Annotated in this window: 10 protein-coding genes; all 10 read right to left on the minus strand. The window is 42.9% G+C overall.

From position 1 onward, the window contains the following. Positions 1-787 precede the first annotated feature (787 nt). Positions 788-1,777 (minus strand): hypothetical protein, encoded by a 990-nt coding sequence (locus ACH784_RS09785; protein ID WP_404389714.1) that lies wholly within the window; start codon positions 1,775-1,777, stop codon positions 788-790. A gap of 16 nt (positions 1,778-1,793) precedes the next feature. After that, on the minus strand, positions 1,794-2,096 hold the full coding sequence (locus ACH784_RS09790) for a hypothetical protein (RefSeq protein ID WP_404389716.1): 303 nt from the start codon (positions 2,094-2,096) through the stop codon (positions 1,794-1,796). Between the two features lie 126 nt (positions 2,097-2,222). Further along, positions 2,223-3,185: a hypothetical protein gene (locus tag ACH784_RS09795; protein WP_404389718.1), complete on the minus strand. Its 963-nt coding sequence runs from the start codon at positions 3,183-3,185 to the stop codon at positions 2,223-2,225. An 18-nt stretch (positions 3,186-3,203) separates the two neighbouring features. After that, the gene (locus tag ACH784_RS09800; protein ID WP_404389720.1) at positions 3,204-7,028 is read right to left on the minus strand and encodes a hypothetical protein; all 3,825 of its coding nucleotides are present in this window, start codon (positions 7,026-7,028) and stop codon (positions 3,204-3,206) included. Then, entirely contained in the window at positions 7,025-8,050 is a 1,026-nt protein-coding gene (locus tag ACH784_RS09805) for a DUF4150 domain-containing protein (protein WP_404389722.1), read from the minus strand. The genes ACH784_RS09800 and ACH784_RS09805 overlap by 4 nt, the downstream gene beginning before the upstream one ends. Position 8,051: 1 nt before the next feature. Then, on the minus strand, positions 8,052-8,927 hold the full coding sequence (locus ACH784_RS09810) for a hypothetical protein (protein WP_404389724.1): 876 nt from the start codon (positions 8,925-8,927) through the stop codon (positions 8,052-8,054). Beyond that, positions 8,924-9,949, minus strand: coding sequence for a DUF2169 domain-containing protein (locus tag ACH784_RS09815; protein ID WP_404389726.1), 1,026 nt, complete (start codon positions 9,947-9,949; stop codon positions 8,924-8,926). Before ACH784_RS09815 ends, ACH784_RS09810 begins: the two co-directional genes overlap by 4 nt. After that, the gene (locus ACH784_RS09820) at positions 9,943-11,115 is read right to left on the minus strand and encodes a hypothetical protein (protein WP_404389728.1); all 1,173 of its coding nucleotides are present in this window, start codon (positions 11,113-11,115) and stop codon (positions 9,943-9,945) included. Before ACH784_RS09820 ends, ACH784_RS09815 begins: the two co-directional genes overlap by 7 nt. Continuing rightward, positions 11,115-11,540 (minus strand): hypothetical protein, encoded by a 426-nt coding sequence (locus ACH784_RS09825; protein ID WP_404389730.1) that lies wholly within the window; start codon positions 11,538-11,540, stop codon positions 11,115-11,117. Before ACH784_RS09825 ends, ACH784_RS09820 begins: the two co-directional genes overlap by 1 nt. A 29-nt stretch (positions 11,541-11,569) precedes the next feature. After that, positions 11,570-13,597 carry a type VI secretion system Vgr family protein gene (locus tag ACH784_RS09830; protein WP_404389732.1) on the minus strand — a complete coding sequence of 676 codons (2,028 nt, stop codon included), beginning with the start codon at positions 13,595-13,597 and terminating at the stop codon, positions 11,570-11,572. Positions 13,598-13,603 lie beyond the last annotated feature (6 nt).

Here is a 13,603-nt window from a genome sequence, read left to right on the forward strand (position 1 = left end):
AAAAACTGCATAAACCTTATCTGTTTGATGAATAATCAATATTCAAAATATATGAAAACTCTAAACCTAACTGTGACTCGCCCAGATTAATCTGAGCTTTGGTTAAGAGATTTACTAACGTATTGATATTAAAATAATAAGTTCTTTTTCAAGTCTGCAGCCGGAGACTTTTAGCGATAACAAGGCGAATTTACGCGCCAATAGCTGGCCTATTGTAAGTAAATTCAACGCTGTTAACGTTGAAAGTAGCCGCTGGAGATAGATTTATTATCCAGAGCTCAGGTTGATTAAAGGCAATTCGACCGCAACCAAATACAGCTGCTTGTTTATTTTTGTGGTTTTTACGCTGGGTGAATACAAACACATAGCTGACCTTTAATTACTCATATCACCCATTTTGATAACCCCTATCGTTTTATATAACCCGACATAAAGTCGATGCTACCAATTTCTGAGCTTTCAAAATTACCACACTTCGCAGCGTTTGTTTCGGCTTAAAACTGATTGAGGTTAATAACCTCATCTTTGGATAATTAAGCGCCTTTCTAGTGGTTGTTTTTGACGCTAACAACGTTGAATTTCCTTGCAATAGGCCAGCTATTGGCGCGCAAATTCGCCTCGTTTTCGACAAAAACCTCCGACTAGAAAGAGAGTAAAATAACGACTTTTTATAAATCACCATATTATGCTGTTTCTTATCCAAAGCTGAGGTTAAATTAGATTGCCCATAGGTATGACTTCCTTACCGTGCCATAGTGCTTAACGCCAATTATTTATCTCATCTTGATCACGGAAAACAAAACAACAACTGCAGCGTGATGCGTTTTAGTTTGTATTTCCAGTCGAGCTTGTCTGTGCGGGTTAAATCGGGTGTCCAGCGCAGCCAAGGCTGGGTTATTTTGGCTTTGGGCTCGGATTTTTCTGACCAGTCGTATTCCCATGCTTCTTTAACTAACTCTTCACCTATTTCAACTTGTTGGTCTACTGACATTGTGCGCCAGTAATATTCGGGGCGATTGTTTTGTTTATCAAACTCTGCGGTGACTGGGTCTAAATGGCGATAAGCCTCATACACAGGTACGTCGGGCAGCGGTTTTGTATTGTCCATATGCCTTACAATACGCTCCCACGCCAAAATACAATGGATGGGATGTTGCGATGAGTCCGTGACTACTAAGTCGACACGAGTATCTGGATACTCTCGTCCAAGCTTATGCACTACAGAAGGATAAAAAGTATAGGAACCATTGGTATTGGTAATGGTCGTTTTCACCGAGCAAATAATATCATTCCAAGGAAAACAACAATGACCAAATTCATCTCGCTCCTCACAACCTTTAATGTCGTTTAAAAACCCGACTTTACTGGTAACACGGTCAAAATACATGAGTTTGGAGGGGAATTTATTGGCAAATAAGTTCGTTAAATTAACAAAAATAAAGTTCCAAATAACTAAGGTTAATAGCAATGCTGTTGGGTATGGTTCGCTACCAAAAACGATCCACCAAGCAGTAAACGATACGACAACAATGCCACCAAATATACCGGCAAACATAGGGAAAAGGATTACACGTGAGCCATCATTACCGCAGTCGTGCCAAATAAAGCGGCCTTTATCTTTATAAAAAGCATCTTTTATTTTATTAAAACGAAGTAAGAAGTTTATGCCAAAAAAGCGTTTATCAAACTCAAGACTTCTTTCAACATCTATGTTGTAAAACTGATTATACTTGGTCTTTTTGGGTAGCATACCCACATTAAATCGGTTAAATTTCAATGGTCTTTCCTTAGTCTTATATGGCTTTTTCAAGCACTGTATGGTCTACAGGGAGTGAGATGCCTTTATCTAGGCGTAGCTTTACATTTGCTTTGTGGTCGGTGACTATTGCGCTTAGTGGTATCAGCTTGCTATCTAAGCTAATGGTATAGAGTGCAACACCTTGCCCCTCAGGAGTCATGGTTAATTGGTACTCCTTATCACCCGAAATACCTCGGGTTTGCCATCCTTCTTTTACTGTTGGCTTATCTGTAAGGCGGCTGAGTTTATAGCTAAAATTCAGCTCAAGTTCGGATTCACCTGGTATAAAGGTGGGCATATTCACTTGCACCAAGTATTAAGATATAACTTTGGTTACTGTGACTCTAGGGGCCATCAATGTGCTAAGCAGTGATTTCGCAAATGGCCCCCCATTTACCTTCTCAAACAACACTTACCATTTTACTCACCATACCTCCCAGCAATTAACTTGCTGATCTTCTTCATCAAAGTAGCGTTTCATAATTTCAGGGTACGGGCCTGTGCCCATAGCATTGCGGTCTTTTTTATAATGTTTTTCCATTTGAATGTGCACATCTTCGTTTACTGGTTGAGTGATATCCATAAAGTGGATTAACGACGTCCAATGGCCTTCTTCAATGCCGCCAAAAAATAAACTGTAGCTAGGTCTGAACCAGTATTTAGCTGGGTATTTGGTTAAAAATAACGCCCCAGAGCCGCGGTCACCGCCGCCTCTGGCCGATTGCACCACAGGGCCAATCGACAGCTCAATGTCTTCAATGGGAATATAAAAAGGCCTACGGAATAGTTTGTGTGGCATACGAACTAATCCGGTATGGCGGTTAAATTCAAACTTGTCTAAAAAGTCGAGTTTGCGCCAGAGTTGGACCACCAAATAAATGCCAAGAGGCCCTCCAATTAAACCGCCAAAGAAGCCCAACCAACCAAACCCAGCATCAAATGGCGCGGTGGTTACAAGCCCAAAGGCAACAAAAAATACTGCAAAGGCTAACAAAATACATAAAAACCAGACTCCCATTCCCCGTCTCAGTATGGCCACTTGTCCATCGCACTCGCCACAATGGTAATCAATATCGGTATGTTCGCGCGAGGCAAATTGACGCTTAGTGGGTTTTGCCTTTTTAAATTTGCAACCATTTAATTGTGCCGCTTTGGCTAGCCGTTGCTCATAGCTTTGATGATGCAGATGCTTGCTATCAAATTCATGATAATAAACTTCTGTGTCTCGATACTTTTTATAATTTTCTCGCCTTCTATCCATTTCTAAATAAACTTCAAGTTCTTCTGGGGTGGCATTTTGTTTTCTTTGCTTCCAGCGTTCTCGACTTTCTTGCAAAGCTTCTTCTCGCTGCGCTTCGGCCATGTCTCTATAACGGGGTCTAGTCACGATATTATCCTTTCGGGGTTATAGGCTTCGCAGCGTTTGCTGCGGCTTAAAACTGATTGAGGTCAAATAAGATTGGCCATAGGTATGGGTAATTATCTGGTTTTTGTCTGTCTCACTGCTCAGTAGCGTAAAGGGTAAACAAAATGCCACCCCGGAGCCAGGTATGACTTCAGCCGCCTTACCCAATGGATAGGTTTTAAGCTGAGCTTGTAACTCAATGCTGTCTTGATTGGTCAGCTGCAATAAGTGTTTAAGTTGTTGCCAATAAATCCGTACTCGCCATCCAGTTCGGTTTGGCAGTATTGCCCAAGTGACCTGTAAGTCAGCAAGCTGGTGATGACTTATGGGGGTAAACGGCATATTGGGGTCACCTTTATTGCGCCATAGCAGTTTAAAATCCACCCCCTCTTGGTTAGCGGTAAAAGGGGCCACCAATTCTATGGTTAACTGTCCAATGATGTTCACGCTGTGCATTTTTAAGCTTGGTGCATACAATGCGTTATAAAAATCAAGCAAGGCCAAGGCTGGCGCTTCTTGCCACTGCGCGGCGCGTGCGCTGGATTGGTTTTGAGGGTCACTGATGTATTTTCTACGTCCCCAAGGGCAGGCTTGTAACCATCCCTGCAAGGGTCCTTCGGCAAAAACCATCAATGCCACCGCGCCTATGAGCACTAAAATAAGACCTAAAATGGCGAGGGTTGCAATTGCAATGGCCAATATGCCCGAAATCGCAACAGCTGCTGCACCAGATGCTGCCGCAACAGGCATGGCGGCAAGAGAGCACAGAGAAGATAAGGTTAAACCTGCAAACCCCATGGCCATCACAAGGTTGGCATGGGCAAGTTCCGTATTGCCTGCCGCAAATGCGTTGTTCATATCTCGCAGGGCAATCCAAGTGCTCAACGCCCCTGCAACAAACGTCGCCAAATCTGCCATCACCACTAAGGCCACTTTTACAGACAGCTGCGAAACACCAAATATGTTCGCCTTGGTAACCGAGGTTGGCACCCCTTTTTGTCGGATAACTTGCCAGCTTTGTTTGGGCGTGGGTAACCCATATCGGAGCTCTGCGATATTTTTGGCGATATTTAACGTAATATCGATTAAATCCGCTAAGGCAGATACTTTATCTAAGACTGCTTTTTTATTGTCTTTGACTGTCGACCAAAAGTTATATACCTCCAAAACCGCCACAAGAGGCAAGACCCCATTGAGAACGCGATTAAAATGGCCGGGCTCTAACTGCCAGCGGGCGACTTTTTTTAATGCATCCGATTCTTTGGTGACCGAATCTAATTGCCAGTTTGCTTCCATTATTTGAGATTGTAGATCGTCAATCAACTCTTTTGTTCCGTCGATTCCCCCTTTCAACTCTTCTATTTTACTGCCATCCAATACCACCATGGTTTGCTTAATACTGGCTCTTGCGGTTGCGATGGACTGCTGCTGTTTGTTAATCAAATCTTGCATAGTATCGAGTGACCCATCGAGATTGATAATATGGTCTAACCTGCTTTGCACTGTGTGGGTGTCGTTGACTTTGGCTTTTACCACAGGGGGTTTGCTGTCGCCATGATAGGCTGCATCAAACCCTTCACTGGCTCTGGCAAATTCATTGAGGCGTTGCTCTGCTCTTAGGGCTTTGTTTTGAAAGTTCAGAGGTCGCACACCGTCGGGCAAGTCACCATCAAAATAATCCTGTATATTGATGTCGATTTCTTTTAATAGGTCATCAGTCACCACATCGGCTAAATGCATATAGCGATAATAGGGGTTGTGGTCGATGGAAATATGGCGAATTTTGGTGCTCCCTTCAATGGCCACCCACTTTTCACCCACTGCTTGCAATGACTTCAAATTTTGTTTTGATACCTTGACTTGTAACTCAGCCTTGGCGAGGTTTTGCTCTAATGAGGCTAACATTTGCTGCTCTTGATTTAGCCGCTGAGTTAACTGCGCTTCAATGCTTTTAGAGTCAGCCCCTGATATTAAAAGTGATGCGATAATGTCATTTTTAGCGCGTCTAGTTTCAGCAATATATTTATTTTTCTGATTAATTTCCGCTCTTAGGTCCTCAATCTCTTGATTTAACGTATGTTGCTGTTGTTGTAAATTGGCTTGTTTGGTTGCGTAATCCGTCTGACGTGTTGATGAGGCAACGCCTGTGCCTTCAGTGGCAAACATGGCGGTTGGTACATCCGTTAAGTGCATCAGTAAGCCCCATACCAACTGAGACAACCGGCGTGCAACTTGTGCTTGCTCAGCGCCTAACTCATCTAGGCTTCGATAGGTATTTTTGACGGCCTCCACATCAAAGCGATAATCAAACCCTTGAATGGGGTCTTCGTACTGTTTGTAATCTTTTAGACGATGACTTTGATTTTTAGGGTACAGTAGCTCAGTTAACTGGAGTTGATTGCGCGCATTACGGATGTCTTCTGGGTGACTGGCCAGTAGCTTTAATATAAGTTCTTGCCCTAAGTCTTCCTGATTAAGTGTTTTCAACGTTGAAAAATCACTCGCTTCAATGGCAAACCCCGCAACTAACTCATGGGTTAAATCACGATAAGGGCCTATCACATCACTTAATACGCTATAAAGCTGCTCACGGCGTATGTCTTTGCAATAGGCAAAGTCGCGCATGCACTGATAAAAACTGCCATTACTGTTTTCGTCTGTAATAACCGTAAATCCAATTGATTTTAAGTTATTCAAATATTCCGCTAGTTTAAATACATCATCGGTGTTGATGTATTGCCTGAATTTGCTCTGGTCTATTTCATCTTTAAACATGTCACGAAAACGTGTTGCGGTATCCTCTTCTTCCTCTGTGACTGTTTCGCCTAGCTCTTGTTTGGCTTCAATTTGATTGGGGAAAGCGATAAAAGTCGATTGAATGGCTTTTGCAATGGCGTTTAATGCTGCGGTATTTTGTTGCTGCTGCGGTTCTTGCGCACTGCGTTTGAGGGCTTTTTCATTGGACTTATTAGCGGCCAACTGCATGCTTTTTTTAACAAGAATTATCTCAGCACAAATCTGCCTAGCTTGACCAATTGGGTCGGCCAAGACGGGCATATAAATGTTGTCGATGTTTGACACGGGCAATGCAATATGACGATTATTTAAGCTATTGTTGTATCCAGATTGATACTGCCCAAGCTCACTCAAGGTTTGCATGCGCTCGCCACGACGTGTTTGCGCCTCTTGATCATTGATACCCGGCTTGACCCGAGGCCCATAATTCAAACGAGGATCTGCGGCATTCATACCGCCAAACGATTCTATTTGCTGCCAACTCCATTGTGTTTCTGAAAAGGCCATTTGTACATTGCACACACGCCCTTGCATTTTGTGCGGTACTAGTATTGTTGGTACAGCCTTGCCTGTAACAAGTCGCTCACCTATTAATTCATCCCCTTCTGTGCTTCCTTTTGCAACTATGCGCCAATCTAGGTTGCCTTTTTGAAACGCTAAGTTGACGTCCATAAACATTGAATTAGCATTATCTTTATTTTCACAAACACGTAGCTCTCGCCACAAGTGCCCATCTACAAAAATATATATAAATCCATCTCTTAAATGTGCTGTTGCAGAATTAGCAAACATCTCTCCCCTATCCCATATCGGATAGACATGCACCAACTCAATATCAGCCTGATTATTTTGTGCATTTTGGGTGGTAACTGAATAAAGGGGGATTTTGTAAAAGCCGTCACGTGTAGCGTCGGTTGACAAGTCTTCTACCATCAACGAAACAGATTCTTCACCGTCAGCATACCCTTCAAAAATTAATTCTCGATGATTAGCTTGATGTATGGTTTGTGTTGGTAATGTGTAACTCATCCTATTGATACTCCTTCATCAGGTTGATTATCTCCCGAGACGACAACTGTAATTTGGTTGGCTCCTCCAATGGCTTGAGGTGTTGCCCTTGCATTTATTCTTAATCCTTGCGGCCTAGCGCCTCCCGCTTGTTGCAGTGGCGCGGGCGGGGTGTTTTTATTATTAGACACCATCAAGTCACCTTGTCGAACCGCGGGTTTGCCTTCGATTAATACATTAAAGCTGCCGAGCAAGAACTCGGCTTTTTCTTCTACGGTGCCGCTGACTATACCATATTGGTCGCCCGGTCTATCTCCTTGCGAGCGGGTAAATGTGCTTCGGATGGTCGCAGCACCATTGCCTTGTATTTTTACCGAATCAGCCACCTCTGAGATATCGGTTGCTCTCGCTACATTGCCATAAGGAATAGGCACAACGCCAACCATAGGTATGGTGGTATTACACACATCAATCGTGTTCAATACGCCGCCACTGTCGACATGCACGGCAGTTCGGCCGTTGATTAATACGTTGTTGTTACTCACCGTATTGGTTTGTGGGGCTTGGCTGTCTGTGTCTTTAATTAAATTTTCGGTTTGCCCTACTTGCCAACCAAGTTGGCTGCTCACTAAATCTAACAAGGCTTGGGGATTATTAATGGGTTTGTTTACATCCATGCCCGTTTGCGGCTCGTTGTGCGGCAATATCGGAGTGTTGTCGTCATTATTCCACTGTGGCGGCGGAATAATATAACTGGGAATAAATAAATTCACCAATTGACCTAGTGTCATTTGCAGATATTTAGGCCGTTCAAGCTCTGTTAAAAAAGCCTGTTCACCATCGCTGCTGTTTTCAAAAATCGCGACGCCGTAAGCCTGACCAAGCGCACCGTTTTGACGCGCACTTGCATTAAAGGGGAGTAAAGTCGGATTATTATGACGCCAAGTTTGCGAACCGCCTGTTCTCAGCTCTGCATTTTGTGCGTCAATGTCATAGATAATACTGTTGTTGGGTTTGCCCGCTCCGGCTCTGATGTAGCTCATTTTATTTGCTCCTTGCATAAATACTGATATTCGCGGTTGGTGTGTTGCTTACAATCAACACACGTTCACGAATTGGACTAAATGGCACACTCAACATTGCTTGTGCAATGACATTGTCCATCCAAGGTTGGCATACGCCTAAAAACCCAATAACGGTATCGCTCTGTAGGCTTTCGATTAAATGATCTTTTGCTGTGTAAAGTGGTTGTGTTGCAGCAAACCACTGAGTCACCCAGCGATCACTTGGTTGACCTGTGAAAATATAACTGTCGTTCACAGAGGCTTTCGCAGCTTGTAATTGCTCTGACAGTGAGCCTTTAAGTTCTATGCGAGTCAGCGTTTTATGAGGCCCATTAAAGAATGCGCAGGCGCCTTCTGCTGGTGTGTAACCGAGTGGACCATTCAACAGCTGTAAGTCTTGAATCTGACAACCCACAAAAGACTCAGCCGTGACTAAAGAATCAGCAACAAGTAACAAGGTGCCTAGAGGCAAATTGTCGTGGCTATTTTGTTGCTGTGAAAATGTAGGCATGGCATCAAAATGCGCGCTTAACAGGCTTTTAAGTTCAAGGTCACTTAAGATATGTTGGCTATTTTGTTGCGGTAGAACAAAGTGAATATGTTGCACTTGCTCATTTTTTATTATCTCTCTAACTGCATCTTGGTTAAGTAAGGCCTCAAGCAGTGTTAGCAACCGCGATACTCTGTCGAGTTGTTCTAGTGGCGTTAAAGTTATTTGCATTAATGGCGCTGTGAGCGATCCGTCAAAACGCAATTCAAAGTTACTTGGCTTTGCAAAATAAAGATTTGTCTCAATTGCTGTTGATAATGCGCTTAAGCAGCTGCCTGTTGAGTTAATATGTGCGAGATAATTCATATCAAAACATCTTCCTCAGCAATTAAAATATGGCTATTGGCTTTGATTTTTTCTTTTGAAATGCTGACTCGCCACAGTAGATCGAGCACTTGCTCTTGCGTATCGATCACCAAAGTGTCGCATTGCATTTGCAATCTTGTCTGTTCTGAGCCAGCTATTAAATCGATTTGAGGTGGTTGATATGGCAAATCCAGTGTTTGACTAAATTGATATTTTTGCATTGGGCTAAAGCCACTGAGTTTTAGTTTCCAGCCTGACTGATAAGCTTTCGATAGCCTTTGATCACTGGGCGCATAATTATAAAAATATTCAACTAATGCACTTTTATAAGGATATTCTCCTAACATTAGCTGTGCTTGATCTATTTCTGGCACATTATTCACTCTAGGTGCCCAGTGCAGTGGAATAGGCGCATAGCTGGCCACTTCGGCTTGATGACTTGGTTTGCGATATTCACTCTGCGCATATTCTATTTGTGGTAATGGTTTTGAAATTGCCTCTCGGTTGCTGTATTTGTAGCCAACCCCTGCTGGGTTTTGTGCAAAACATGAAGACGCTTTACCATTTCCAAGGCCACCAAATGCATGCTGATAATTAATCGCTAGCGGGGTTAAAAACTCAGGCTCACTGGCGACAGGGCCGAGCAAACTTCTGCGCCATACCCGCTTTCCTGTGATCCGTAATGTTTTATTTAAAAGTGTTTGCTGCTGCGCATCGAATAATTGTAACTGCGTTTCAATGACTCTCACTGCCTGTCCTTTTGGTGGATAAGCGGTGAATGCGCCATACACTTCAAAACCTTGTTTGAATGGCACGAGTTCATTTGCGCTGAGCAAAACTGGGGGCTCGCTTTCGCTATATTGATCTGCGCAGTGAATGTCTCGACTGCTATCCAAAGCACTCAATTCACCCATCTCGTTATATTCAAAACTTTGTTTAACGACGACAACTTGTATCGGGCTTTGTTGCGTATCCCAGTCTAGCGAAGTCGCGACTTGCCAATTTGATTCATTGATTAACATGACGCATGCACCACTTTTTGCCAACTATACTGGTCATGACTTTGCCAGCACGCCCATGCACCTAAGTTAAGTGGTAGCTCTTTGGCTATAACGCGTTGTGTAACAAGACCTGCATATAACGAAAGCGCCTCTTTTGGATGTGCGCTCGAATAGTTTACTCCCTGCCAAATATGCGTGTGTGGTTGTTGCATAACATATTGGAACCCGTAAATCGCATCGTCTGGTGCACCACGTGTTGCTTTACCGGGCATAATTGGCTCGTTACACGATGCCTCTACAAGTTGCATTTGCGGTATTTGTCGTAATGGCTTTTGGGTTAAATTAATCCAAACACGTTCTGCCTCTTCTAGCGTTGAGGCTGTTTCTAATAACTTAATAACTACTTGTAAAGCTGATTTTTTATGAAAGTGATTCAATACTTTTTCAATAAATTTGGGATTAACCTTACAAAATGCCAAAGCGATTTCATGCCACTTTGGCTCTCCAATCAAACCCGCAATGGTCAGCAACTTTGCTTTGTGTTCGGGTTCATTAAAACGAGAAAATGCTGAAAATAATGCGGTTTCCATTGCTTTATTTTGGGTTAAATAACAGTTCACAAATGCACCGCAAGCAATATCAAAGTCGTTACTTTGTAGTGCTTCTGATACATGAGTTGAACTAGAGAGCGTGCTAAATAATCGAAATTTGAATGCTTGAGAGAGTGCTTGAGGCTGTGAAAGCGCCAAATTGATTAGCGAAGTACTCGGCATTTGCAACCAAGCATCTGGGTTATACAAAGTTAACTCTAACAATTTAGGCGCAGTCTCATTCAACTCATGTAGCAACTCCAAAGAGATTTCTGCGGGGTGTAACAATCGATTCGCGCACAGTGCAATTAACGGCAACTCAGCGTTATCGAATGTCACATTTTGACTTTTCACTTCATTAATAAATGTCAGCCAATTTTGTTCAGCCATGTGTTTGAAATCAAATTTCAACCCACCGCTGAATTCAAAGGCTTCGTGCGTCGTTAAGGTATATAAATGATGGAGCAAGTGCGCTTCGAGCGTCGCCACTCGCTCTGACCGATACACCTGCTTAGCGTGTAATAGGCTACGTTGCGCTATGAGCGCAGCCGCACGTTTACTATGTTGAGATAGACGATTTACAGCATCAAACATCATTAATTCAACCGAATTGGCCAACCCGTTAAATTCATATCGCTTTGACTTGTGGCGTCAATTTCTTCTGCTTGAAGTTGTATTTGCCCTGCCTGCGAAAGGTCAATACTGCTTTTACCACTTTGCAATGAGACACTGTGAGAAGCGCTGAGTACCACATGACCATTTAAATCTCTGGGTAAAACGGCTGGTGCTTGATCTTCATCGAGTAGCTTACCTAATACGACTATGCCATTAGCTGTGTGCCAAGCCAGTACCTGATCACCAGCTTGACAACTTGCAACACTATCTAATTGAGCAACAACAGTAAGAGCTGACTCTCCTGTTCCTGATGTACATTGAGTAACACGACCAAGTTCATCGGTCTTAGTTACTGTCATTAAAAGCGCTGATTTATCAGCAAGAAACGAAATCACATTCGCAGTCATGGTTATCCTTATATTATTCTCAAGCCAATTTAGTTATTGGTTATAGCATTGCCTTTAATAACAATATTTTGTGCCGATAAAGTCAGTGTGGTTGCGTCAATTGATAAATTTCCAGCCGCGTCAATTTCGACACTACCTCGCCCTTGTACGAGCTGAATACTGCCACGCTGTCCACATGAAATCGTAGTATTGCTGCCACTGGCTAAAGTAAGATCGCCTCGCTGTGCTTGTAACTCTAAATTACCATCGCTGCTATAAATGCTAATGTCATCTCTGGATTGAAGTTGCAGCGCTTGCTGTGCACTTAATGATAAGTCACCGTCACTGGCAATAATGCTCACATCTCGCGTTGCCGTTTGCGATAAGGTTTGTTGCGCGCTGACATTAATATCACCTTCAAGACTTTGCATTTGAATATTTTGATCTGCTCTGATGGTGATATCTTGTCGAGCGCTTTGCGTGATATTGCCACCCGCTTCTATTTTAACTTGCTCTTTGGCTTTAACTCTTACATCACCGTTTTTGCTGGCTAATTCAGCAAAATGTGCTCCATTTGTTGCATTGAGCTCAAGCCTATTGTCACTGTTATTGGTAGCCATAATTATTTTTTCAGCACCGATGGCATCATCCATCAATAAACTATGGCCAGAGCGCGTGACTAACTTATTTTCTGTCGGATTGCTGGAATTAATTGGGCTTGGGGTACTAGGAGAATATAGCGCGCCCAAAATTATTGGTCGGTCTAAATCACCATTTTCTCCACAAACCAATACTTCAGAGCCCTGAGTTAATGGAAAATGCATACCATGACCTTGCCCGCCGTAAGGCGTCATCAAGCGAGTGTTTTTACTGGCTTGCCCTTCCCCATCAATATTAAATGGCAGATTTACACGATACTCACCATTATCATCAACTTCATTTTCGATAGTGGCACTAAAGGTCGCAAATACACGCTTAGCTGCAATGGGTTCTGCTTTGAATGGTATTGAAGTGGGTATTGCATGTACTTGGTTTTTATAGTTTAAGCCTTTGACATTATCGCCATATGCCAAACCATGACTTTGGCTTGCTTGATGCTCTACACGTACCACCAAATAGTTGCCATTAAACTGGTCATGATCGACTAAGTTAATAACACTACCTGGTCGAAGGGCTCGACAATCGGTATCGAAAATAAGGGTTCTACGCGCACAATCTATTGCTTGCATAGCAGTTTCTGCCAACAAAGTGGCTTGAGCTTGATCCGCAATATTTGCACCATAGCTACACTGTTCACCAAACCCTGGGCTTTGCGTAGCATTTTGTTGACGATTACTAAAACTGCTAGCCGTTTGGTAATCGTAATCGTCAAATCGTACCGAATGATTGCGTAACTGAGTTATTTCACTGACAGCAAAAACACTTTCACTGTTGCGAACTTGCCCGCTTGGCGGAATGTAACTTAGCCTGATAGTTTCATTGTTCTGACTCAGCATATTGGCATTCGCTGACACCAGCAGGTTACTTACGCCAGTTGATACTTCAACAACACTATATACAAAACCATATTGACGCATCAGCCGAGTCACGAAAGTATAGTCAGATTCGTCGTATTGAACTGTCATAGCTCTGTTCGGGCCTTGCGTATTTAACTGCAATTTATCCATAGGAAAGCCTGCTTTTTGCAAAACAGAACGTACTATTTCAGCAACACTCATGTCGGTAAAAATGCGATTAGAACGACTGTGTTTTAACAAGGTGAGTAAAGAGCTAATCGTAATTGTATAATGAAAGCCTTGCTGGTTTTGCCCATGACCGATTACTTCACTCACAATACCAGTGACCGTTTTCTCCGTGTTATTCCAAAGCACCGACAGTGTTATATCTTTGCCAAGAACTGACTGGCAATTTAGAACTTGTTTAGCCACCACACGTACATTGAATTGGAAATCTTCAGCAAGCGCATCGTCCTCTGAATCAAAGTCAGTAACAATGAAAAGAGATTCAGGCAGACCCTGAACCCGAATTGCAAATTGACTTGCATTGGCTTGAAGTTCTTTGGAAAAGGCAAACCCCATTGCACA

This window comes from Pseudoalteromonas phenolica (assembly GCF_044788725.1).
Lineage (GTDB): Bacteria > Pseudomonadota > Gammaproteobacteria > Enterobacterales > Alteromonadaceae > Pseudoalteromonas > Pseudoalteromonas phenolica_C.